Source organism: Dysosmobacter welbionis, assembly GCF_005121165.3.
In the GTDB taxonomy this organism is placed as follows: Bacteria; Bacillota; Clostridia; order Oscillospirales; family Oscillospiraceae; genus Oscillibacter; species Oscillibacter welbionis.
Genome location: NZ_CP034413.3, coordinates 2,517,757 through 2,540,290, shown reverse-complemented (window position 1 = coordinate 2,540,290; position 22,534 = coordinate 2,517,757). Strand labels below are relative to the sequence as shown.

General features: G+C 63.2%; 16 protein-coding genes, 5 tRNA genes, 1 pseudogene and 1 riboswitch. Of the genes and pseudogenes, 5 read left to right on the top strand and 17 right to left on the bottom strand.

Features of this window, described 5'->3' with window-relative positions; genetic code table 11:
- Nucleotides 1–6: 6 nt before the first annotated feature.
- The 4 genes from pstA to EIO64_RS13330 form a co-directional block, all read right to left on the bottom strand.
- The gene (gene pstA / locus EIO64_RS13345) at nucleotides 7–861 is read right to left on the bottom strand and encodes a phosphate ABC transporter permease PstA (RefSeq protein ID WP_021748869.1); all 855 of its coding nucleotides are present in this window, start codon (nucleotides 859–861) and stop codon (nucleotides 7–9) included.
- A gap of 6 nt (nucleotides 862–867) precedes the next feature.
- Nucleotides 868–1,716: a phosphate ABC transporter permease subunit PstC gene (gene pstC, locus EIO64_RS13340; protein WP_394802909.1), complete on the bottom strand. Its 849-nt coding sequence runs from the start codon at nucleotides 1,714–1,716 to the stop codon at nucleotides 868–870.
- A 228-nt stretch (nucleotides 1,717–1,944) separates the two neighbouring features.
- Nucleotides 1,945–2,826: a phosphate ABC transporter substrate-binding protein gene (locus tag EIO64_RS13335; protein ID WP_021748867.1), complete on the bottom strand. Its 882-nt coding sequence runs from the start codon at nucleotides 2,824–2,826 to the stop codon at nucleotides 1,945–1,947.
- Nucleotides 2,827–3,011: 185 nt separating this feature from the next.
- A complete protein-coding gene (locus EIO64_RS13330) occupies nucleotides 3,012–4,403 on the bottom strand; it encodes a tyrosine-protein phosphatase (protein WP_051365626.1) in 1,392 nt (463 codons plus the stop codon).
- Between the two features lie 202 nt (nucleotides 4,404–4,605).
- On the opposite strand from EIO64_RS13330, the gene EIO64_RS13325 reads away from it, so the two are divergent.
- The 3 genes from EIO64_RS13325 to EIO64_RS13315 are packed head-to-tail and all read left to right on the top strand — an operon-like array spanning nucleotide 4,606 to nucleotide 8,093.
- Entirely contained in the window at nucleotides 4,606–5,580 is a 975-nt protein-coding gene (locus tag EIO64_RS13325; protein ID WP_119310570.1) for an AAA family ATPase, read from the top strand.
- Nucleotides 5,564–6,757: a DUF58 domain-containing protein gene (locus EIO64_RS13320; RefSeq protein WP_136891472.1), complete on the top strand. Its 1,194-nt coding sequence runs from the start codon at nucleotides 5,564–5,566 to the stop codon at nucleotides 6,755–6,757. The genes EIO64_RS13325 and EIO64_RS13320 overlap by 17 nt, the downstream gene beginning before the upstream one ends.
- Before the next feature lie 25 nt (nucleotides 6,758–6,782).
- Entirely contained in the window at nucleotides 6,783–8,093 is a 1,311-nt protein-coding gene (locus tag EIO64_RS13315) for a DUF4129 domain-containing protein (protein ID WP_119310568.1), read from the top strand.
- Nucleotides 8,094–8,254: 161 nt separating this feature from the next.
- Here EIO64_RS13315 and EIO64_RS13310 read toward each other — a convergent pair whose 3' ends face one another.
- The 9 genes from EIO64_RS13310 to EIO64_RS13270 all read right to left on the bottom strand — a co-directional run bounded on the left by EIO64_RS13310 (nucleotide 8,255) and on the right by EIO64_RS13270 (nucleotide 15,708).
- Nucleotides 8,255–12,667, bottom strand: coding sequence for an acyl-CoA dehydratase activase (locus EIO64_RS13310; protein ID WP_181446411.1), 4,413 nt, complete (start codon nucleotides 12,665–12,667; stop codon nucleotides 8,255–8,257).
- Nucleotides 12,668–13,091: 424 nt separating this feature from the next.
- Nucleotides 13,092–13,166 (bottom strand) — tRNA-Cys (locus tag EIO64_RS13305).
- Between the two features lie 106 nt (nucleotides 13,167–13,272).
- Nucleotides 13,273–13,348, bottom strand: a tRNA-Gly gene (locus EIO64_RS13300).
- Nucleotides 13,349–13,351: 3 nt separating this feature from the next.
- Nucleotides 13,352–13,427: transfer RNA gene (locus EIO64_RS13295), tRNA-Phe, on the bottom strand.
- Between the two features lie 83 nt (nucleotides 13,428–13,510).
- Nucleotides 13,511–13,587, bottom strand: a tRNA-Asp gene (locus tag EIO64_RS13290).
- Between the two features lie 11 nt (nucleotides 13,588–13,598).
- Nucleotides 13,599–13,675: transfer RNA gene (locus tag EIO64_RS13285), tRNA-Val, on the bottom strand.
- A 77-nt stretch (nucleotides 13,676–13,752) separates the two neighbouring features.
- A complete protein-coding gene (gene hslO / locus EIO64_RS13280) occupies nucleotides 13,753–14,643 on the bottom strand; it encodes an Hsp33 family molecular chaperone HslO (protein ID WP_025544444.1) in 891 nt (296 codons plus the stop codon).
- Nucleotides 14,644–14,659: 16 nt separating this feature from the next.
- Nucleotides 14,660–15,415: a class I SAM-dependent DNA methyltransferase gene (locus tag EIO64_RS13275; RefSeq protein ID WP_119310566.1), complete on the bottom strand. Its 756-nt coding sequence runs from the start codon at nucleotides 15,413–15,415 to the stop codon at nucleotides 14,660–14,662.
- Nucleotides 15,412–15,708, bottom strand: a complete 297-nt coding sequence (locus EIO64_RS13270) for a YerC/YecD family TrpR-related protein (protein ID WP_025544442.1) — start codon at nucleotides 15,706–15,708, stop codon at nucleotides 15,412–15,414. Before EIO64_RS13270 ends, EIO64_RS13275 begins: the two co-directional genes overlap by 4 nt.
- 198 nt (nucleotides 15,709–15,906) lie before the next feature.
- On the opposite strand from EIO64_RS13270, the gene EIO64_RS13265 reads away from it, so the two are divergent.
- Entirely contained in the window at nucleotides 15,907–16,596 is a 690-nt protein-coding gene (locus EIO64_RS13265; RefSeq protein ID WP_021749072.1) for a DUF3298 and DUF4163 domain-containing protein, read from the top strand.
- 53 nt (nucleotides 16,597–16,649) lie between these two features.
- Here EIO64_RS13265 and EIO64_RS13260 read toward each other — a convergent pair.
- The 4 genes and pseudogenes from EIO64_RS13260 to EIO64_RS13245 form a co-directional block, all read right to left on the bottom strand.
- Nucleotides 16,650–18,019: pseudogene (locus EIO64_RS13260) on the bottom strand (alanine/glycine:cation symporter family protein).
- 99 nt (nucleotides 18,020–18,118) lie between these two features.
- Nucleotides 18,119–18,210, bottom strand: a riboswitch (glycine riboswitch).
- A gap of 190 nt (nucleotides 18,211–18,400) precedes the next feature.
- On the bottom strand, nucleotides 18,401–19,258 hold the full coding sequence (locus EIO64_RS13255; protein WP_249390678.1) for a PfkB family carbohydrate kinase: 858 nt from the start codon (nucleotides 19,256–19,258) through the stop codon (nucleotides 18,401–18,403).
- 57 nt (nucleotides 19,259–19,315) lie between these two features.
- Nucleotides 19,316–20,008 (bottom strand): MgtC/SapB family protein, encoded by a 693-nt coding sequence (locus tag EIO64_RS13250; protein ID WP_021749067.1) that lies wholly within the window; start codon nucleotides 20,006–20,008, stop codon nucleotides 19,316–19,318.
- 14 nt (nucleotides 20,009–20,022) lie between these two features.
- The gene (locus EIO64_RS13245; protein WP_025544438.1) at nucleotides 20,023–20,748 is read right to left on the bottom strand and encodes an MgtC/SapB family protein; all 726 of its coding nucleotides are present in this window, start codon (nucleotides 20,746–20,748) and stop codon (nucleotides 20,023–20,025) included.
- Between the two features lie 634 nt (nucleotides 20,749–21,382).
- Between EIO64_RS13245 and EIO64_RS13240 the strand changes: the two genes are divergently transcribed.
- Nucleotides 21,383–22,459: an ABC transporter substrate-binding protein gene (locus EIO64_RS13240; protein WP_203005769.1), complete on the top strand. Its 1,077-nt coding sequence runs from the start codon at nucleotides 21,383–21,385 to the stop codon at nucleotides 22,457–22,459.
- The last annotated feature ends 75 nt before the right edge of the window (nucleotides 22,460–22,534 follow it).

Below are 22,534 nucleotides of genomic sequence, written 5' to 3'. Positions count from 1 at the left end.
TCCTCGTCAGTTTTTCTTCAGCTTCCGGCCCACCAGATTGGCGGACAGGTTGATGACCAGCGTCAGCAGCATCAAAATGGTGGCGATGGCGAAGGCGATGTCTGTCTCGCCCCGCTCACTGGCATACACATACAGGGCCACGGTCAATGTGGCGGAGGAGGATTCCAGCGCAGTCACAAAGTTATTGAGCACCAGGCCGAAGCCGGCGGTGTACAGCAGCGCCGCGCTCTCGCCCACAATGCGGCCCACCGCCAGGATGCAGCCGGTGACGATGCCGTCCACCGCGTTGGGCAGCACCACAGTGCGGACCATGTGCCATTTACCGGCGCCCATGGCCAGGGCGCCCTCCCGGTAGGAGTCCGGCACGGTCTTCAGGCTCTCCTGGGTGGTGCGGACGATGGTGGGCAGGATCATCACCACCAGGGTCAGGCCGCCGGCCAGCACACCGGTCTTCAATCCCATCATCTGGATGAAGAACAGCATACCCACCAGGCCGAAGATGATGGAGGGGATGCCGGTGAGGGTCTCGGTGGCGAACTCGATGACAGCCACCAGACGCCGGTTGGTGGCGTACTCCGTCAGATAGATGGCGGCGCCCACGCCCAGGGGCAGCACGATCACCATGGACAGCAGGATGATATAGAGCGTGTTGAGGATATTGGGCAGGATACCGATGGTGTCGTTGATATAGCTGGACTGGGTAGACAGCAGCTCCCAGCTGATGAATGGGACGCCCCGGTAGAAGATATAGCCGATGATCAGAACCAGCAGCGCGCAGGTGAGGAAGCCGCAGAAGTACAGCACCACCCGCAGGCCCTTGTCGTACAGCTGGCGCCGGGGGGACAGGGTATGAGATTCCATGTTCGGTCAGTCCTCCTTTTTCCGCTTGATAAAGACGTTGAGGAACACATTGATCAGCATGATGAAGAGGAACAGCACCAGGCCGATGGAGAACAGGGCATTGCGGTGGAGGGAGCCCACGGAGGCGTAGGACATCTCCGAGGCAATGGCGGTGGTCAAAAACCGCACCGGCGTCAGCAGGCCCGGCATATTGGCCACATTGCCCGCCACCATAATGATGGCCATGGCCTCACCGATGGCCCGGCCGATGCCCAGCACAATGGCGGTGGCGATGCCGCTGCGGGCAGCGGGCACGCTGACGCGGAACACGGTCTCGATATGGGTGGCCCCCAGGGCCAGAGACGCCTCCTCATACTCCCGGGGCACGGCGCGCAGCGCCGTCTCCGACACGGAGACGATAGAGGGCAGAATCATCACCGCCAGCACGATGATAGCCGCCAGGAGCGTGGCGCCGGAGGGCAGGTCAAAGGCCACCCGGATGGCGGGCACCAGCAGGATCATACCCACCAGGCCGTACACCACGGAGGGGATGCCGGCCAGCAGTTCCACTGCCGCATGAACTACGGCGGCAAACTTAGGCGGCGCCACCTTGGACAGGAAAATGGCCGTCATCAGGCCGATGGGCACCCCCACGAGAATGGCCCCCGCCGTGCCCGCGAAGGAGGTGAGGATGATGGCGAAGATGCCGAAGTCTCCGGTAGAGGCATACCAGCGGGTCCCGAACAGGAAGTTGATGGGCCCGATCTCCAGAATGGCCGGCAGGCCCGAGATGATAAGGTAGATGCTGATGAGGAGCACGAACGCCACAGCCACCATGCCGCAGATAAAGAAGAGGGCATTCATCACCCGCTCCATGGCCTTCAGGGCTTTTTTCCCGGTCATGGGCTCCTTTTTCCTGTCGGCGGTGCCGACCAGCGCGCCGTCCATGGCGGCCTTCACAGCCTGCCCCGCGATTTCATGTTCCATAAGGTTCTCCTTTGTTCCCGGACAAGGCGTCCGTCCAGATTTCAGCGGAACGGCCGCCGCCCCAGTGGTGGGCACGGCGGCTGACCGTATATATGAGGGTGGAAAACAAGCGTTGTCTTACTGGGCCACGGGCACGGCGCCGGCGTTGGCGATCAGGTCGCTGGCGGCGGTGGAGGTGGCGAAGTCGAAGAAGGCCTGGGCCGCGTCCGACAGGGCCTCATCGGTGCGGGTGGCGAACACGAAGGGACGCTGAATGGCATAGCTGCCGTCCAGGACCGTGGCCTCAGAGGGAGCCACGCCGCCCACAGTCAGGACCGTGATGCCCTTCTGATCCTGCACGGCGGAGAGGGAGGCATAGCCGATGGCGCCGGGGGTGGTACGAACCGCCTCGATCACGGCGCCGGTAGAGCTCAGCTCCTGGGCCAGCACGCACTGGTCCTCAGTGCCGGTGATAGACTCGAAGCCGTCACGGGTACCGGAGCCGGACTCACGGCCGATCACGGCGATGGCGCCGGCGTCGCTGCCGAACTCAGACCAATCGGTGACAGCGCCGGTGTAGATGGAGGCGATCTGCTCCAGGGTCAGGTCGGAGACGGGGTTCTCAGCGTTGACGATCACGGCGATGCCGTCCAGGGCCACGATGGTCTCAGTCAAGCCGCCCGCCTTCTCGTCATCGGTCAGTGCGCGGGAGGCCAGGCCGATGTCGCAGCTGCCGTTGGACACGGCCTCGATGCCGGCGCCAGAACCGGTGGGGTTGTAGGTGACGGACACGCCGGAGTTGTCGGCCATAAACTGCTCACCCAGGGCGCCGATGACCTCCTCCATGGAGGTGGAGCCGTCGGTGGCCACAGTGCCGCTCAGCTCAGCGGTCTCCTCCTGGGCGGCGTCGTTGGAAGCGGTATCATCCGTGGTGTCGTCAGCCGTGGTGTCACCGCCGCAGCCGGCCAGCAGAGCCATGACCATGGTCAGGGACAGCAAGAGCGAAAATACTTTTTTCATATCGAAGATTACTCCTTTTCCTATGTCTGTTGCTCAAGGGACGGTCTTAGTATAAACAGCCGGAAGTAAAATCCGACACCAGGACTCTGTAAAGTCTATGTAAAATCCTTGCAAGCGCATACAAAGGCAAAAAAACAGCTCCCGGATTGCTCCGGGAGCTGTTTTCAAAAACGAATCAGGCATTTTCAGGCAGCGGGGATGGTCAGCACCTGCCCGATGTGGATCATGCCGGGGTCACGGATGGTATCCCGGTTGGCCTCGTAGATCACAGTCCAGCGAGTGCCGGTGCCGTACACCTCATAGGCGATGTTCCACAGGCAGTCTCCCGCCTCCACGGTGTAGGTCTGGGCCTGGGGAACAGGCTCCTCCGGCGTCTCCTCCGCGGGAGCCTCGGTCTCTACCGTGTAGTCCTTAGCCAGGTTCGCCTTCAGGGCGGTCACCTCGTCTGCGGTCAGGCCGGCGTCCAGCATATAGTCCTCTGCCGCAGCGGCCAGATCCACAGTGGTCAGATCCGTGCCCTCCGCAGCGCCGGTGATGTTGGTGAGGATGGAGACGATGTTGCTGTTCTTCACCGCCTCATACTGCTCGCCGCCTTCTTCCAGGTGATAGTAATTCACATAGGTGGTCATGTAGTCCGCCACAACCTCGTCATAGGTGGCGCCCATCAGGCACTCCAGCAGGGCGGAGACAAAGCCGGCCCGGTCCTTGCCCTCGGTGCAGTGGACCAGATAGGGCCCCTCATTCTCCGCGAAGAAGCGCAGGCCCTCCGCCAGGCCGGACTTGAAGTCGGCAGCGGTGAAGTCCACGCCCAGGTTCAGGGCCTTCACCTTCCCCGCCTCGTACAGAGACTGGTAGTAGGGGGAGTCGAAGCCCTCGGCGGCGATGTAGCCCTCGATCAGCTCGTTGGAATCCGCCAGGTTCATGACCGCCTGGATGCCGCCGGCCTCTGCCAGGTCATCGGCATAGGAGGCGCGGCCCAGCTCGTTGTTCACGGGGCTGCTGCTGCGGAAAAAGGCGTTCTCCCCCAGATCGCCCACAGCCACGTTGCGGAAGTTGGCGAACACCGCGTCGGAGGCGTAGTCCGCCCGCTCGTCGGTGCGGGTCAGCTGGTGGATGAGGTACTGGTCATAGTAGCCGCCCTGCTCCTTCATGGAGATGGAGACGGTGATGCTCTCCAGGGACTGGCCCTCGGGGAACTCCCAGGTGTAGGAGCCGTCCTCGGCGGTGACCTTGGCGGCCAGGCCGTTGCTGGTCGCAAAGTCCCCCATGTTGATGGCGGCGATCAGCACACCCTCGCTGTCCCGCAGCACCAGCGCGCCGGTGTCCACATCGGAGTAGTTGGTGCACAGGGGCATGTCATACCCAGTGCCGTTGACGGTGACGGTCAGCAGGTCGCCGTATGTGTAGCCGCCGTCCTTCAGGTCCGCCGGATCGATGTCCAGGACGATGTTGCCATACTTCTGGATCTCGGTTACGCCGCCCTCCAGGGTGGGGTACTCCGTCTCCGCAGCGGATGCGGGCAGCGCCAGGCTGAGCATCAGCACCAGGGACAGGAGCAGGGACAATGTCTTCTTCATACGCATTCCTCCCAAATTCTCGTCGGTCCTGTTGCGGGACCTTCTGTTTCGTATCATAGCACAGGCGCTTCCGCTTTTCCAGAGGGTTCCCTCCTTTTCACGCATTTTTTCAGGTCTTCCCGGAGCTGGCATCCGCTCTTGCGGTCCGCTTTCGGGTTAGATATAATAGAGGGGTATTTCATGGAACCTGGGAGGCACGACTATGGACTTCACGGAACTCCGCCATTTGGCGGAGCAGATCGAGACAGAGTGCGGCAAGGCCATCATCGGCAAGGGTGAGCAGATCCGCCTGGTACTCACCAGCCTGTTTGCCGGCGGGCACGTGCTGATTGACGATATCCCCGGCGTGGGCAAGACCACGCTGGTGAAGGCCCTCTCCGCGGTGCTGGGCTGCGGCATGGTGCGGGTGCAGTTCACCCCGGATCTGCTGCCCTCAGACATCGTGGGCATGAACATTTACAGCCAGAAAACCGGGGAGATGGTCTTCACCCCCGGCCCCATCATGACCAACATCCTGCTGGCGGACGAGATCAACCGGGCCATCCCCCGTACCCAGTCCGCCCTGCTGGAGGCCATGGAGGAACGGCAGGTGTCCGTAGACGGCGTCACCTATCCCCTGGCCCCACCCTTCATGGTCCTGGCCACCCAGAACCCCGTGGAGACGGAGACCACCTTCGCCCTGCCCGCTGCCCAGCTGGACCGCTTCCTCTTCAAGCTCTCCATGGGCTACCCCACCCCCAGGGAGGAGGCCGCCATGCTCCGAACCGTGGGAGATGGAGCCGCCTTTGCGGACCTCCGCCCCCTGCTCTCCCCGGAGGAAGTCAATCGGTTCACCCGGGAGATCCGGCAGGTCCGCCTGTCCGATCCGGTGGTGGCGTACATCGTGGAGCTGGTCCAGGCCACCCGGGAGCAGCCGGAGCTGGCCTGCGGCGCCAGCCCCCGGGTGTCCCGGGACCTGTTCCGGGCCTCCAAAGCCTATGCCGCCCTCTCCGGCCGGGACTATGTCACCCCGGACGATGTGAAGTATCTGGCCCGCTACGTCCTGCCCCACCGGGTACTGCTGTCCCATCAGGCGGCGCTCTCCGGCCTGGAGGCGGCCGGCGTGGTGGAGACCGTACTGGCCCAGGTGCCCTGCCGGGAGACCGGGGAGGTCCTTGCCCATGGCCAGAACGCCTGAGTCCGCTGCAGTGGACTTCGCCGAGTCCAGCCTGTTCACGGGGCGCTTCTCCATCCTGGCCCTGGCAGCCTGCGGAGTGGGCTTCAGCCTGAGCGGGCGGCTGCCCGCCGCCATCTTCTCTCTGGCGGCCGCCGCCGTGGCCGCCGCGGCCCGCCTCTGGGCCCGCCATGTGCTGGACGGCGTGAACGCCGCCCTCCAGGCGGAGCGGAGCTGCGTCTTCCCCGGGGAGCCCTGTCCTCTGCGGGTGACGCTGGACAACCCCAAGTGGCTGCCCCTGGTCTGGCTGACGGTGCGCTTCCCCCTGGAGCCGGGCGGCGCCCTCCGGCCGGAGCACCGCTGGGAGACCGTGGAACTCCCGGAGGGGGGCGTGCAGAAGCCCTATTATGAAAAGAACGTCTCCTTCCTGCTGGGGCATCAGCGGATGTCCTACACCAGCCGCCTCCAGGCGGAGCACCGGGGCCTGCTGTCCTTTGACCGGATCCGGCTGCTCTCCGGCGACGGCCTGTGCCTCTGCGTCCGGGAGAAGGAAATCCCGCTGCCCAGGCCCGTGACGCTGGCGGTGTTTCCCCGGCTGGTCCCCGTGTCCACCCGCTGGTTCCTGCGCAACAGCTGGGAGCTGGAGACCGGCGCCCGGGGCTTTCAGGATGACCGGACCGTGATCCGGAACGTCCGCGCCTACCAGCCGGGGGACAACGCCCGGTCCCTGAACTTCCGCCTGATGGCCCGGGGGCAGGGCGCCATGGTGAACATCTACGAGAAAATCTCCCCCCGCCGGGCCGCGTTCCTGCTGGACGGTGCCTCCTTCGCGGGCCTGCCGCCGGAGGACTTCGAATCTGCCCTGGAGATCCTGGGCTCCCTGGCGGCGCAGCTGATGGAAGAGGAGGTGGCCGTGTCTCTGCTCATCTCCCGCCCCGCCGGGCGGCTGGAGCAGTTTGCCACCTGCCGGGACCGGCTGCAGCTTCCCGCAGTCCTGACGCTGCTGGCCGCCGCAGACACCGCTGTCTCCATTACGGCGGACGAGATCCTGCCGCGCCTCCGCACCCTCTCCGGCGCCTTTCTGATCTGCGGGGATGTCCGCCGCCTGGACGCCGGTACCTGTGCGCTGCTGGAGCGGCACCGCGTCCCCCTGCTGGCCTGGGGGAACAGTCTCACCCCCTCCTGCGGGTCCTGGACCTGAATGCTTTTCGGGCAGGAGGCGGCCTATGAGACATGGAAAGACCACCGCCCTCAAGTGCCTGCCGCTGGCCACCGAGCTGCTGATTGTCTTCCTGACGGCCGATATTCTGTGGCAGCTCCTGTGTGGCCGGCCGCCCTTCTCCATGTGGGGGTTTCTGCTCTCTGGCGGGCTGATGACCGCAGGCAACAGCCTCTTTCTCCAAAAGCCCCGCCGCTTTTGGCAGATTCTGCTGCTGAACGTTCTTCTCTGCGCCGTCTGGATCCCCCTGCTCAGCCGCACGCTGGACCTGACCTATCCGCCTCTTCTGGTGATTCAGGTGCCCCTGTACCTCTTCCCCCTGTGCCGGGGATACCACTGGGGCGTCACGCCTGTCACGGTCCGCCACCTCCACGGGGCCGGGGAGTACATGGGCCTGTATGGGCTGTTCTATCTGATCGTGGCCTCCTTCGCCCCTCAGCTGCTGGACCGGGTGCCGGTTCTGTTGGCGCTGCTGGCGCTGGATCTGCTGGCAGTGGTGGGGATGCGCACCTCCGGACGCAACACCATTCGGGCCGGTTCTCCCTTCGGGCGGCTCCCGGCCCTGCTGGTCCCAGCGGTCCTGGCCGTGCTGGCTGTGGCCGCCTGCGCTCTGCTGCTGGCCGCCAGGGGGGAGCTGATCCCCATCTTTCAGGCCGTCGGCAGCCTTCTGGAGGGCGCCCTGACCGCTGTATTCCGGTTCCTGACGTCTCTCTTCCAGGGCCGCTCCGCCGGGTCCGCAGGGATGTCCTCCGCCGCCGGAGGCGGCAGTGAGGCCGCTCTGCCTGTGGAAAGCGCCTCCGGCCCCGCCATCGCCCCTCAGCTGGTGACGGCGTTGCTGCTCCTGTCCCTGGCCGCGCTGGTCCTGGCCGGAGTGGCTGCTCTGGTGCGCTGGCTCTGGCGCAGCCGCAGCCGCATCAGATTGCCGGAGGAGGATGATGACGACGGGCTCGTCAGGCAGCGTCTGGGCCGCCGTGGCCTGCTCTCCCGGCTGGGCCAGCGCCTGCGGGTCAGGGCATTTCTGCTGCGGTACGCCGGAACCCCCCGTGCCGCCCTCCTGGAACTGGAGCACTGGGGCGCCCGCCGCCGCTGCCGCCGTCAAAGCCAGGAGACCCCCCGGGAGTATCTGGAACGTCTGGCAGGGGGGCCCCTCCGGGACGCGTTGGATGCGCCCATGCAGGCTCGGTACAGCATTCTGGTGGACGATGTGGAGCGGAGCTTGTACAGCACGCTTCCGCCCCGCCTCTCCCGGGAGCAGGTGCGGGAGCTGCTCTCCACTGTCCATAGAAGCGCCCGCACGCCTCCTGCACGTGCGAAGTGACCGCCGACCGGTCCGCGCCTCCAGAAATGCCCGAGATTCCCGATAACCGAAAATTCAAGAAGGCAGCCGTTCGCATGAACGGCTGCCTTCTTTGTATCCAGGTCGAACCTCGGCACCGGGCATTCCTCTCCGGAGTCTGAAAATACAGCCGACGCCCGCGCTTATGTAGAGGACAGCGCCGGACGGGGCGAACCGCCCCGGGTCTTTTGGGGTGCCGGTTCCACACTAGCTGCGGAATGCTCCGCCTCCGCGGTCTGATTCATGATGAGCATCTGGAGCCGGTTCTCCACATTGGCGTAGCTGGTGTCCGGATCCAGGTCCAGGGGCAGGATCTGCACGCCGGGGAACTCCTCCTTGAGCCGCTTGGTGACGCCCCGGCCGCACACGTGGTTGGGCAGGCACCCAAAGGGCTGGAGGATGATGAAGGACCGGACCCCCTGGTGGGCGTAGTGGGCGATCTCGCCCGCCATCAGCCAGCCCTCGCCGCAGGTGAGGGTCTTGGGGATGAAGTGCTCCACGTCACTGTACAGGTCCTGAGGCCGGGCCGCCGGGTGATACAGGGGATGGGACCGGGCAATGCGCTCCAAAAACCGCTGGATGAACTCCACGGCGCCGTCCAGGGCGAAGGGATAGGGCGCCAGATGGGCACCGAAGTCCCGGATCTCGCTGATGGCCGCCTGGAAGTCCTTGCGGAACTGGTAGGTGATGCGGGGCAGGATGACCTCCATGTCGTTGCGTTCCAGGTACTCCTCCACGTGGAAGTTGGTGCCGGGATGAAAGTTCACCAGCAGCTCGCCGGTGACCAGCACCCGGGGCTTGCGGCGGGAGCGGTCATAGCGGAGCCCCCGGAATGCCTCGATGGCCCGCCGGAAGGCACCGATCATCTTGCCCAGCCCCTGCTTGGATGCGGCGGCAATCCACTCCACACATTCGCTGAACACGCGGTTCGTCTCGCCTGCCGCCGTCTCATAGGGGCGGATCTTCCGGCACAGCTCCTCCAGAATGTCCAGCATGGAGAAGGCCCACGCCGCCAGCAGCACAGACCGGGCCCCCAGCATGGACACGCCGGGGTGGATACCCTTGGTGTCGCCAGGGTCTGTGGTGAGGATGGGGACGTTTTCAAATCCGGCGCTGTCCAGCGCCTTGCGCAGAATCGCGGTGTAATTGGCCATCCGGCAGTCGCAGCTGAGCTTGGCCATGCCCACGGCCACGGAGTCCTCCGGATAGTTTCCCTTCTGCAGGGCGTCGATCAGCTCGCCGATGACCATCTGACAGGGGAAGCAGATGTCATTGTGGGTGTACTTCTTCCCCACCCGGATCTGCTCCACGCCGCCCACCGGCAGGCTCACCGCCCGAATACCCTCCCGGTCCATCAAGGCCGTGAGAAGAGTGGACACCGGGGCGGAGATATTTGGCACCAGCACAGTCCGCAGCTTCCGGTCCTCCTTGCGGTACTTCACCGCGTAGGGCTCCGGCAGGCGGCAGGCCGCCTGCTCCGCCTGGGCAGAGCGGCGCAGCTGTACCGTCTCAATAAAGGACTGGACCCGGATGCCGAGAGACCCGGCGGCCTCGCTCTCATCCACCTTCAGGATCAGGGGCGGCTTGCCGCTGCCCTCCCCCAGCAGGCGGATGATCTCATCGGACAAAATGGCATCATGGCCGCAGCCAAAGCTGACGATCTGCACGTACTCCAGGCAGGGCTGCTCCGCTGTCACCATGGCGCCGGAGAGCATCCGGGCGTGGAAGTCATTGGTGATCTCCACACGGGACCGGCGCAGGTCCGCCTTCTCCAGTCCGGGCAGGCTATCCACCGTCAGCACCGGGATGCCCCGACGGGTGAACATCCCGGACAGGTCGTGGTTGATGAGGGGGTCTGTGTGATAGGGCCGTCCCGCCAGCACCACGGCGAAACCGCCCGCCTTTCCGGTGTCCGCGATGACCCGCTTTCCCTCCTCCACCAGCTGATGGCGGAAAGAGAGGATGGCCGTCTCCGCCTGACGGTAAGCGGCCTCCGCCTGCCGCTTTGTGGCGCCGCAGTGTTCCACGGCATACCGGCAGATCTGCCGCTTCCGGTCCTGCTTGCTGAACCAGTGGAACACCGGCGTCTCAAAGCCCACGGAGAAGTGCTCCCCGGGGGACTGGAAGTTCCGCACCACCATGGAGTAGCCCATGATGACCGGGCAGACGTAGGGGCTCTTCTCCCCTTTGTTCTCTGTGGGCATGTGGAGGATATAGGGCAGGAAAATCCGGTCTACGCCCTGTTTGGACAGGTCCAGCACATGGCCGTGGACCAGCTTGGCCGGAAAACAGATGGTGTCCGACGCCACGTACTGCAGTCCGCTCTCATACTGTCTGCGGCTGCTGGGATGGGAGAACTTCACCCGATATCCCAGAGCCCGGAAGAAGGTACTCCAGAAGGGCATGCTGTCCCAGAACTCCAGCACCCGGGGCAGGCCCACGGTCTGGCTCTGCTCCTCCCGCACGGGGGATACCGGATATGTCTTGAACAGCAGCTCCTGCCGCAGCCGGAACAGGTCCGGCACTTCCTGGGCCTTATGGGCAGGTGCCGCCTCCATCACAACGGCGCCCCGGTCGCACCGGTTGCCGGTGACATAGCAGCCACCGTCCGGGAAATGCAGGATCGTCCGGCTGCAGTGGTTGGTGCAGTGGGGGCAGAGTACACCGCTCTCCCGGGTGTATTGGAAGTTTTTCACCGCGTCAAAGCCGATGAAGGCGGAGCAGCGGCCGTTGGCGTAGCCGTGGGCCTCCACCTCCTGCTTCACCGCGAGAGCCGCACCCAGAGCGCCCATCTCGCCGGGATAGGGGGCCAGGGTCACGTCCCGGCCCAGATACTCCTCCAGGGCCCGCAGGACGGCGAAGTTCCGGAAGGTGCCCCCCTGGACCACTACCCGATCCCCCAGCTCCGCCACGTTGGCGATGCGGACCACCTTTGTAAACACGTTCTCGATGATGGAGCGGCACAGCCCCGCCATCAGGTCGTCAGGCTGCTTGCCGTTGCGCTGCTCGTTGATGATGGTGCTGTTCATGAACACAGTGCACCGGCTGCCCAGCTCGGCAGGGGCCTGAGATCGGAAGGCGGCGTCCGCCACCTGGTCCACCGGCATCCCCAGGGTGGCGGCGAAGTTCTCCAAAAAGGAGCCGCAGCCGGAGGAGCATGCCTCGTTCAGCATGATGTTCGTGACCACGCCGTCCTTCAGCCAGATGGCCTTCATGTCCTGGCCGCCGATGTCCAGCAGAAACGTGGCGTCCGGGAAGAAGCGGCGGCAGCCCCGGGCGTGGGCCACGGTCTCTACTGTGTGGTAGTCGGCGTGAAAGGCAGCAGAGAGCATCTGCTCGCCGTAGCCGGTGGTGCCCAGGCCCAGCACCTCCAGCTGGATGCCCAGCTTCTCATACTTCTCCGCCAGGGCCAGCAGGCCCTCCCGGACCACCTTCAGCGGCTCCCCCTGGTTGTTGGCGTAGAAAGTGTCCGTCACCTGCTCGTTCTCGTCTATAAAGACGAACTTGGAGGTGGTAGAGCCGGAGTCGATGCCGATGTACCCCCGCAGGACCTTCCGCTCCGCGGCATCCACCGGCTGGCGCAGCTCCGCCCGGTGGCGGCGGAGAAAGACCTCCCGCTCCTCGTCGCTGGCAAAGAAGGGCCTGCCGGTGCCGGAGGGCCCTTCGGTCTGGGCCGGGGCCTTGTCCAGCCGCTCCATGGCCTCTGCCAGGGTCATGGCGTCCTCCTGTCCGGGGAACAGCTCGTCGATGGCGATGGCGGTGCCCCGGGCCACGATGGTCTCCGGGTGGTCCGGTCGAACGATATCCCTTTCCTCCAGATTCAGCCGCTCCGCAAACACCCGCACCAGCGTGGGGTTGAAGGTCAGCGGGCCGCCCTCAAAGATGATGGGGGCCGTCAGCTCCAGTCCCTGGGACAGGCCGCCGATGGTCTGCTTGGCGATGGCGTGGAAGGTGGAAAGCGCGATATCCGCCCGCTCCGCCCCCTGGATCAGCAAGGGCTGGATGTCTGTCTTGGCAAACACGCCGCAGCGGCCGGAGATGCTGTAAACGGTCTTCCCGCGGGCAGCCAGTTGCTCGAACTCGTCCGCCGGCACGTTCAGCAGCGCGGCGATCTCATCGATAAACGCGCCGGTGCCTCCGGCGCAGCTGCCGTTCATCCGCATGTCGGAGGTCTGGAGCTTTCCGCTGGCCTCGTCATAGCGGAAGAAGATCACCTTGGCATCCTGTCCGCCCAGTTCCACCGCGGTGCGGACCTCCGGATACAAGGCCCGGACTGCCGCCGCGTTGGCCACCACCTCCTGGACATAGCAGGCCCCCAGGGCGGCGGCAATGGGCCGTCCGCCGGACCCGCACACGCCGATACGGAACCGCATGCCGGGAAAGTGACCGGCCGCCTCCTCCAGCAGCTGCCGGACGGTATCCGCCTGATGGGCGTTATGCCGCTGATAGCGGGTGAACAGTACGCTGTTGTCAGCCGGGTCCAGGGCCACTGCTTTGACGGTGGTGGACCCCACATCCACGCCGAGGCGCAGAATATCCGAATTGATATGTGCCATATACACTCCTTCTAGGGAAAACGCCCCAGACCCGTACGGCAGCCTGGAGGGCGCGCCGGCGGATCGGGGGCTGGTCTCCCACATCTCTGTTTATTCGAACTCATTATAGCACGTTTTTCTCACAGGCTCTTGTATATTTTTCGTAAAGAATTCGCCGTTTTAGCTATCTTTTTCCCCAAAAAAGTCCGCCATCTTCCCATCCATTTTCGTCAAAGCAGCATCCGCAGGCACACGTCCCCGCAATCGAATCGCATAGGCGAGCGGAGCCGTATTCTTTGCGGTCCGATTGCGGGGCAGAGCCTTTCCGCCGTGCGGATGGTTCCGCTGAAAAAGAAAAGCGGGCACAGGCGGAATCCAATCCCCTGCGCCCATGAATGCATTTAGACAAAAAAACAACCACATCTTTTCGATGTGGTTGTTTTTCTGGAGGTGACACCCGGATTTGAACCGGGGAATCAGGGTTTTGCAGACCCTTGCCTTACCACTTGGCTATGTCACCGTTGCTTCTATTTTATTATATGCAGTTTGAACCGAAATGTCCACTGCTTTTTTAAATTTTCTTTTCCACTGAGAATGCCCACACGATCTTGTGTGGGCATTCTCAGTGGAGCGGGCAACGAGGCTCGAACTCGCTACCTCCACCTTGGCAAGGTGGCGCTCTACCAGATGAGCTATGCCCGCAAGTGGTGCCCAGAGCCGGAATCGAACCAGCGACACGGGGATTTTCAGTCCCCTGCTCTACCAACTGAGCTATCTGGGCAAATCTTTTCCGCGCCGCACGGCGCGGGAGGGGAATTGCAACCCCAAGGGGACCCACGAGATGGAACTCCATCTCGTGGGAGATGGCGACCCGGAACGGGCTCGAACCGTCGACCTCTAGCGTGACAGGCTAGCGTTCTAACCAACTGAACTACCGGGCCATGTATAACTTTGGTGGGAACAACTGGACTCGAACCAGTGACCCCCTGCTTGTAAGGCAGGTGCTCTAACCAGCTGAGCTATGCTCCCCGATTGCCGCTCATTTCAGACGGCAAAAGTTATTATACTCAAAGACGCCCGGTCTGTCAACTGGAAATTTAATTTTTTTACATTTTTTTCTGGAGCCCCCGGACCATGGCCTCCAGATCTGCTCTGGAGAAGTGCTGCACATTGTCACAGAAGCGGCAGGTGAGGTCCGCGCTGCCCTGCTCGTCGATCATGGCCTGAAGTTCCTCCGGCCCCAGGCTGATGAGGGCCCGCTCCATCCTGTCCCGGCTGCAGTAGCAGCGGTACTCGATGGGGCTCCTCTCCAGGATCTCCAGGTCGAAATCCGACAGAGCGTGCCGCAGCATAGCCTCCGGGTCCGGATCATTCCGCAAAAGTCCCGTCACCGGCCCTGCGGCCATCAGGCTGCCCTCCACCTTGGCGATGACATCCTCGCCGGCGCCGGGCAGCAGCTGGATCAGATACCCGCCGGCGGCCAGCACGCTCTGGTCCCGGTCTACCAGCACCCCCAGGCCGCAAGCCGTGGGGATCTGTTCGGACTCCACGAAATAGGCCGCCAGGTCCTCTGCGATTTCGCCGCCCAACAGGCTCACGCTGCCCACATAGGGCTCCTTCATGTTCAGGTCCCGGATCACCGTCAACGTACCCTCATGGCCCACAGCGGCCCCCACATCCAGCTTGCCGTCGGGCCGCAGAGGCAGGTCCACGACAGGATTGTCCACCGTTCCCCGGACGTTGCCCTGGTTATCGGACACCGCCAGCAGCGTTCCCAGCGGGCCTCCGCCCTTGATCTGCAGCGTCACGCTGGCCCCGTCCTCCTTCAGGGCGTTGCCCATCATGGAGACCGCAGCCAGCGTCCGGCCCAGCGCCGCCGTGGCCACAGGCAGAGCCTTGTGGATCTGACGGGCGCGCTCTGTGAGCGCCCGGGTGGAAACTGCCGTGGCCTTGATATGGCCATCCTTGGAGATGGCCCGGATCAACTGATCGCTCATTGTACAAACTCCTGTTTTATCTTGGTCTGACCGGCTTTTGACACCGGAAAATCCAGCGGTCCTCCTCCGCCGCCGGTGGACGGCTGGTGAGGTCGCCGGTGACGGTGACAGCGCCGAAGCCCGCCTCCGTCAGATACGTCTCCAGCTCCTCCCGCCCCCAGGCCCGCTCCCGGTGCTCCTCAAAGGCCCGGTCCCAGCTCCCGTTGGCGTTCAGCCGGAACAGGTCCACCTGATAGGTGCAGATCTTCCGGCCGGGGGCGTAGAAGGTCCGCCAGACGCAGTAGCTGTCCTCTGTCTCGTCCAGATAGACCTGCCCGTCCATCCGCCGGAGCTTGTAGGGGGTGTTCACATCGAATAGGAACAGTCCGCCGGGCCGCAGCCAGCGGTATACCCGCCGCAGCGTCTCCCGCAGGTCTGCCGTCCGGGTGAGGTAGTTCAGCGCGTCCAGGGTGGAGATCGCCGCATCCACCTCCATGCCCAGGTGCAGGCGGGGCATGGACTGGTGCAGGAACATCGGCGGCTGCTCCAACGCCGCCGCCTTCCAGGCCGCCTGGGTCAACATCTCCTCGGATCCGTCCACGGCGATCATCCGGTATCCCCGCTCCGCCAGCAGGCAGGCCATGGTGCCGGTTCCGCAGGCCAGGTCCAGCACCGTCTCCACCGGGAGGGCGCTTCTGTGGAACTGCCGCGTCAGGTAGTCTGCCCGCCGGCGGTATTCCACATCCACTGTCAGGGCATCGTAGCTGGCGGCCAGGGCGTCATAACTGCTCATTTGTCCCGCTTCTTGTACCGGGCGAAAATCTTCTCGTAGGCCCCGGTGCCGTAGCTGAGGGACCGGTTCACCCGGCTGATGGTGGCGCTGGAGGCGCCGGTGCGCTCCAGGATCTCGTTATAGATCATGCCGTCGTCCAGCAGGGAGGCTACCTCGAACCGCTGCTCCATGGCCCGCAGCTCCGACACGGTACACAGATCCTGGAAGAACTCATAGCACTCCTGCTCGTCCTTCAGCAGCAGAATTGCCTTGTACAGCTCGCCGTTCTTTTCCTTCTTGCCGATCTTTACCATATCCAGTACCCTTTCTGGGAGGCTCCAACAGATTTGCGGCGCTTCGCCGCCAAGATGTATTTTAACACTCTGCCGCGTGAAAGTAAAGGGCTCCGGACAGAAAAAATTTCTTGCACTTTAAAGCGTGTCCAGTCACCCCGCCCGGCGGCAGGGCATAGGCTGGTGCAGAACAGCATCTTTTCGGAAGGAGCGGCGCCTATGAACGAACCTCTCACCCAGCTGCACGCAGAGGCCATGACCGCGGAGCGGGAATGGACCGTAGAGGAGATCCCTGTGCTCTCCGCCTCCATCTCCCTGCCGGAACCAGTTCCAGCAGCGGACAAAGTCTCCCGCCGCATCCGGCGGTATTACCAGCTCCAGTGCCGTTCCTTCCTACGCTATTGTGAGACGTACCTCCTGCCTGCGGCGGCGGAGGAATACCGCGCTGCTCTGGCGGCCAGCCTGCCCCTGCCCCACTTCCGGGCGGAGCTGACCTATCAGGTCACCTACAACGACGGCGGCCTCTGGAGCCTGTATACCCAGTCCCGGGAGAGCGGCTTTTCAGGGCGCCCCACGCTTCTGCGCCATGGGGATACCTGGGATCTGACCTCCGGCTATCCGGTGCCTCTGTCCGCCTTCTTTCCCCGCCGCAGCGGATGGAAGCGGCGGCTGATGGAGGCAGCGGAGGCGGAGATCCAGCGGCAGGAGACGGCTGGGATCTCCCGGTACCATGAGGGCGTCCGCCGGCTGCTGCGGCGCCATTTCAACCCGCAGAACTTCTATCTTACGGCGGAGGGTCTGTCGTTTTTTTATCCCATGTACGCCATCGCCCCGGCCATGGAGGGCATCCCGGTCTTCACCCTCCCCTACGGCCAGGGCGGTCCGGCCCTCCCCGCCCGGGATGCTTGAAGAGACCCTCCGCCCGGAACTTCGGGTGGAGGGTCTCTTTCTGGGCGGGGCGCTTATTTGCGCAGGGCGTCCCCTCCCCTGGCCGCCTTGGCTACCAGCCCGCTGAGGGCCAGCAGCGCCAGCAGGTTGGGGAACACCATCAGCGCATTGAACAGGTCGGAGAGGTTCCAGACCAGGGGAGCCTCCAGCACAGCCCCAGGGCCACGCACACCACCGCAATGCAGGCGTAGACCTTGACAGCCTTCACACCGAATAGATACTTCACGTTCTGCTCGCCGAAGAAGTACCAGCCGATGATGGTAGAGAAGGCAAAGAACAGCAGGCAGATGGCCACATAGAAATTGCCGAAGCTGCCGAACACAGTGGAAAACGCCACCTGGGCCATGTTCTCCGCCGCCGGATTGGCAGCCATGTCGCCCACGTTCAGCGCGCCGCTGGTAATCATCACCAGGGCGGTTATGGTCAGGACCACAAAGGTGTCGATAAACACACAAACCATGGCCACAACGCCCTGGTCCTGGGGCTTTTCCACCTTGGCCATGGCGTGGGCGTGGGGGGTAGAACCCATGCCTGCCTCGTTGGAGAACAGGCCCCGGGCCACGCCGTAGCGCATGGCCTCCCGCACGCCGATACCCACGGCGCCGCCCAGGATGGCCTGGGGGTTGAAGGCACCCTCAAAAATCAGGGCAAAGGCGTGAGGCAGGTTGGTAATATTGGCAATCAGCATGACGAGGCCGCCCACCAGATAGAAGCAGGCCATGACAGGCACCAGCTTCTCCGTGACGGCGGCAATGCGGGTGACGCCGCCCAGGAAGATGAAGGCGGCCACCACCGCCAGCACCACGCCCACGATCCAGGTGGGGATGCCCAGCGCCTCCTGGAAGGCGTTGCTGATGGCGTTGGACTGGACCATGTTGCCGGTGAAGCCCAGGGCGAAGATGATAGCCAGCGCGAAGAAGCCCGCTAGGATCTTGCCGAAGGTCCCCTTGAATGCCTGCCGGATGTAGTAGACGGGTCCGCCGATGACGTGCCCCGTCTCGTCCTTGGTCTTGAAGGTCTGGGCCAGCACCGCCTCGCCGTAGATGGTGGCCATGCCGAAGAAGGCCGCCAGCCACATCCAGAAGATGGCGCCGGGGCCGCCGGAGATCATGGCGGTGGCGCAGCCGGTGATGTTGCCTGTGCCCACCTGGGCGGCGATAGAGGTTGCCACCGCCTGGAAGGAGCTCATGCCCTCCTTGCCGGCCTTCTCGCCGTTGAGGTTCACGCTGCCGAACAGCCGCCGGAAGCCGGCGCCGAATTTGCGCACCTGGATGAACCGGGTGCGGATGGTGAAGATGATGCCGGTACCCACCAGCAGATACAGCAGCAGGCCGTTCCACACAAAGCCGGCCAGTTCGCTGACCTTTGCGGCCAACAGATCCATGTCCATGTTTTCTCTCTCCTTGTCCGCAAACGAAAAGGGCCGGACAGACCCTGCCCAGCCCAACAAAGCGCCGGCCCCCTCCGCTGTGCGGAAGGGCCTGCCCTTTACTCTGTCCTTTTACCTGAGAGATTCAGCGGGATTTCCCGCCTTGCACCTTCGGTACTCATCTGAGCTTCTCCAGAGCCACATCCATCCCTAGTCCTCATCCCGTGCCGGGACACCTGAGAGTTTCACTCCTTCGGCAGGCTTGCGCCGTTTCTCTAGGGACTTCGTTTGCCTTTATATAATTGACACTTGTTACCTTATCACGGACAATACCCGTTGTCAATGGAGTTTTTGTACAGGAGCCGTCCGCTGTCTGCGGACGGCTCCTGTGCCTTCTCAATAAAACTCCCGGATATAATCCAGCACATCCTGTCGGGTGCCCTGGAAGGGGCCCGGCGTCTCCATCTTCAGAGAGACCAGGGCCGTGCAGTACCGCAGGGCCTCCTCCACCCCGGCCCGCTGGCGCTCCGAGATATAGCCGGCGAAGGTGGTGTCGCCCCGCCCGGTCCGGCCGGAGAGGTTCCGTGCCTTGATGGGACAGGTGTAGGTGGTCACCCCGTCGTAGGCCAGCACCTCGGTGTTGTGGGTGATGAGGACCTCCTTGGCGCCCCAGCTGTGCAGGAGCTTGGCGGCCTCCGCCCGATCGGTGAGGCCCGTCAGGATCTCCGCCTCCGCCGCGTCGGTCTTGAGGTAGTCGATCACCGGCAGGTACTGCTTCTTTTCCGCCCAGTCGTGGAAGGCCATGGTCCTGTCCGCCTCCACATGGCGCAGCAGGCACTGGACATCCACCGCCACCTTGCCGTGCCTGGCTGCCTCGGCAAAGAGGGCACCGTCGAAGTCGCCGTACACCAGGCCGGCGAAGTGATAGATCTTGGTCTCGATATCCGGCAGCTCATCGAACCGGAAGGGATCGCACACCCCCATGGAGGTGCAGGCCCGCTTTTCTTTGTCGGCGGTGAAATACTGGTTGCGGATGGAGCAGGTGGCCTGAGACGGCTTCCAGTACACATCCGCACCGGACCCGGCGAACCGCTCCTCCACATCCGCATCCGCGGGATTCAGCTTGGTAAACACGGCGGTGCGGTTGCCGCTTTTGGCAGCCGCAAAGCCGGAGGCCACCACGGCGCCGCCCACCTCCTTGCGTTCGTTGCCCTGATAGTCGATGTTGTGATCCAGGGACACCGGGCCGATCACCAGTACGTCATACGTTTTTTCATAGTCTCTCTCCTATTCTTCCGGCTTGCGCCGCTGTTACAACTCCTCTACCGACACCACGCCCTCCGTGGCGTTCATCTTGGGGATCAGCTGCTCCACCCGGCACCGCTTGTTCAGCCGCAGGGTAAAGAGGGCGCAGGCATTGTGCGTCTCCGTCTCCGTAGAGCGGGTAATCTCCATGTTCAGCACCTTCAGGTTCAAATCCCGGAACAGCCGCAGCACATTGTCCAGGCAGGTCTTGTTACTGTACTCCATATAGAGGTTCACCTCCGGGGCGTTGTCCAGCATCCGGTACTCCAGCTTGGACAGGAACATCTCCGCCGCCAGAATCAGCGCCGTGGCGAAGATGCCGCCCTCGTAGAACCCGCCGCCCAGGCACAGGCCCACAATGGCCGCCGCCCAGAGGCCCGCCGCCGTAGTGAGCCCCTTCACCCGGCGGCGCCGGGTGACGATGATGGCGCCTGCGCCGATGAAGCCAATGCCCGCCACCACCTGGGCTCCCAGCCGGGCCATGTCCGTGTAGTAATGGAGGTTCAAATAAAGGAACTGGCTGGTGAGGGTCGTCATGGCCGCCCCCAGGCAGATCAGGATATGGGTGCGGAACCCCGCCGGCCGGCGCTTGTACTCCCGCTCCAGCCCGATGAGACCGCCGCACACCACCGCCAGCAGCATCCGCAGCGTGGTGGACAGCACGGTCACATCCCGCACACCGTCAAAAATCGGCAGCAATCTCCGCACCTCCCTCAGATTTCATCAATGGTGTAGACGCTCTCCAACTCGGAGATCGCCGCCAGGACCCGGACGTGGTAGTGCCTGCCGGGCAGCCGAATGGAGAACACCGCGCTGGGATTCTTGGACCGCTCCTCCCGGCCCCGGTCCAGATCCACTTCGTAAATCTGTCCGCCCTGAGACTTGATGCGGGCAATGATGTCCCCCAGATTGTCCAGCGTCTGGAATTCCACATAGATGTTCATGTTCCGGGCGCTTTCGATGATGGCATCCTCCACGAAGGGCAGCAGCCGGTTGGTCAGCAGGATCAGCAGGAAGCCCAAAAGTACGCACTCGTAAAATCCCGCGCCGATGGCCAGACCCATACAGGCGGACGCCCAAAGGCCCGCCGCCGTGGTCAGTCCCTTCACCTCCTGCTTGCCGGTGACGATGATGGTGCCCGCACCCAGAAAGCCGATGCCGTTGATGACCTGGGCGCCGAAGCGGGACACATCCGTCCGCAGGCCGATCTCCATGGCGGTCTCATGCCAGGCGTGGGTCACCATATAGCTCTCATACTGACTGAGCAGCATGGTCAGCGCCGCGCCCAAGCATACCAGCATATAGGTCCGGAAGCCTGCCGGCCGGCGCTTCCGCTCCCGCTCCAGTCCGATGAAGCCCCCGAAGAGCATGGCCACAGTCAGGCGCAGCAGGACGGAGGCCACGTTCATCTCCCGCAGGTATGCCAGTCCTTCCATCATTCTGTGCACACTCCTCTCTCCGCCCCGCGCCGGGCAGTCAAACAATAAAAAGGGGAGGAATGGCTCCGCCAACTCTCCCCTCTCTTTCGGCAGGTCACCTCTGCGGCAGATGTTGCCGCATATTCCCGGAAACGGTTGCATGGTTAAATAAAGCTGTTTGAACGGCGCCATTCTCAGCATTCTTGACAAATTTCGACGAACCCAAAGCGCCCAAATTGTTTCTTTTATGTTTATCACAAGCCGGAAGAGAAGTCAATATCTTCCACACTTTGGCGGAAATCTTCGGCTGATTGCCTAAAGCCTGGAGAAAAATTTGGGCAATTTCAGTCCAGCCGGGTCCCGGGGATACGAAACGGTTTTGAAGGGCACGTGTTTGAAAGTAAGCGCTGTCATAAATTTTATAGTTTCACCAATTTCCCCTTCCGCTTTTTAACAAAACTTCCGGAAAAAGCCAGCGCCGCCGCCATTTTTGTCTCTTATACAAATACATTTTTTCTATTTTTGTCTTTGCCTTATGGGGTTTCTCCTGTGTGCAAACGTTACCAATTATTGACACTCTTTTCCGGAGATGCTACAATATCCCTAAAATCCCGGAGGATCCGGAACCTAAAATTGGTGAAAAGGAGACACTCTTATGAAACAGAGCAAACGTCTATTCGCGCTGCTCCTTACCCTGGCTATGACGCTGGGAATGCTCACCGCCTGCGGCGGCGGCAACAGTGACACCTCCTCCGAAGGGGACGGTGGGGAGTCCAGCGGCAGCAACGAGCTGACCGTCTACACGGCATTCCCCGAGGCCGAGGTGGCCTACTACTTCAACGCGTTTGAGGAGGCCACCGGCATCAAGGTCAACGCTCTGCGGCTCTCCGCCGGTGAGATGCTGACCCGCGTGGCTGCTGAGAAGGACAATCCCCAGGCCTCCCTGATGTTCGGCGGCTCCACCGACAACTACATCGCCGCCTCCAACCAGGGCCTGCTGGAGGCCTATCAGTCCCCCGAGCTGTCCAACACCCCGGAGAACTATCTGGACCCCGACGGCGTGTGGAACCCCATCTATGTGGGCGCCATCGCCTTCGCCTGCAACAAGGACTGGTTCGCGGACAAAGGGTATGATTATCCCACCAGCTGGGATGACCTGCTGGATCCCAAGTATCAGGATATGATCATTATGGCCCACCCCGCCACCTCCGGCACCGCCTACACCGTTCTGGCCACGCTGATCCAGCTGAAGGGTGAGGATGCCGTGTGGGATTACCTGAAGGAGCTGGACAAGAACATGTCCCAGTACACCAAGTCCGGTTCCGCCGCTCCCAACGGCGTGGCCCTGGGCGAGGCGGCCATTGCCCTGACCTTCTCTCACGACGGTCTGCAGCCCACCACCGAGGGCTATCCCATCGAGCTGTCCTTCCCCACCGACGGCACCGGCTATGAGGTGGGTGCCATGGCCCTGATCAAGGGCGGTCCCGCTGACGAGCAGGAAAACGCCAAGAAGTTCATCGACTTCATGTGCTCTGCAGAGGGTCAGAACCTGTATGCCGAGAACAATTCCTTCCGGGTGCCCACCAACTCCCAGGCCACTCCGGCCGAGGGTCTGGTGACGCTGGACTCCGTGGCCGTCATCGACTATGATGCCGTCTGGGCTGCCGAGCACAAGGACGAGTTCGTCGCGCAGTTCGAGGCGAACATCGCCAGCTCTGAAAATCTGGAGTAATTCCGGAAGATTCTCTCTATGCCTGCAGGACTTCCTCCCCGGCGGGGAGGAAGTCCTCTTGCCAAACGCTTGAAA

What these genes read in the sequence shown, in the direction of transcription:
- pstA (WP_021748869.1), bottom strand. Translation starts at nt 861, where the DNA reads ATGGAATCTCATACCCTGTCCCCCCGGCGCCAGCTGTACGACAAGGGC.
- pstC (WP_394802909.1), bottom strand. Translation starts at nt 1,716, where the DNA reads ATGGAGCGGGTGATGAATGCCCTCTTCTTTATCTGCGGCATGGTGGCT.
- EIO64_RS13335 (WP_021748867.1), bottom strand. Translation starts at nt 2,826, where the DNA reads ATGAAAAAAGTATTTTCGCTCTTGCTGTCCCTGACCATGGTCATGGCT.
- EIO64_RS13330 (WP_051365626.1), bottom strand. Translation starts at nt 4,403, where the DNA reads ATGAAGAAGACATTGTCCCTGCTCCTGTCCCTGGTGCTGATGCTCAGC.
- EIO64_RS13325 (WP_119310570.1), top strand. Translation starts at nt 4,606, where the DNA reads ATGGACTTCACGGAACTCCGCCATTTGGCGGAGCAGATCGAGACAGAG.
- EIO64_RS13320 (WP_136891472.1), top strand. Translation starts at nt 5,564, where the DNA reads ATGGCCAGAACGCCTGAGTCCGCTGCAGTGGACTTCGCCGAGTCCAGC.
- EIO64_RS13315 (WP_119310568.1), top strand. Translation starts at nt 6,783, where the DNA reads ATGAGACATGGAAAGACCACCGCCCTCAAGTGCCTGCCGCTGGCCACC.
- EIO64_RS13310 (WP_181446411.1), bottom strand. Translation starts at nt 12,667, where the DNA reads ATGGCACATATCAATTCGGATATTCTGCGCCTCGGCGTGGATGTGGGG.
- hslO (WP_025544444.1), bottom strand. Translation starts at nt 14,643, where the DNA reads ATGAGCGATCAGTTGATCCGGGCCATCTCCAAGGATGGCCATATCAAG.
- EIO64_RS13275 (WP_119310566.1), bottom strand. Translation starts at nt 15,415, where the DNA reads ATGAGCAGTTATGACGCCCTGGCCGCCAGCTACGATGCCCTGACAGTG.
- EIO64_RS13270 (WP_025544442.1), bottom strand. Translation starts at nt 15,708, where the DNA reads ATGGTAAAGATCGGCAAGAAGGAAAAGAACGGCGAGCTGTACAAGGCA.
- EIO64_RS13265 (WP_021749072.1), top strand. Translation starts at nt 15,907, where the DNA reads ATGAACGAACCTCTCACCCAGCTGCACGCAGAGGCCATGACCGCGGAG.
- EIO64_RS13245 (WP_025544438.1), bottom strand. Translation starts at nt 20,748, where the DNA reads ATGATGGAAGGACTGGCATACCTGCGGGAGATGAACGTGGCCTCCGTC.
- EIO64_RS13240 (WP_203005769.1), top strand. Translation starts at nt 21,383, where the DNA reads ATGAAACAGAGCAAACGTCTATTCGCGCTGCTCCTTACCCTGGCTATG.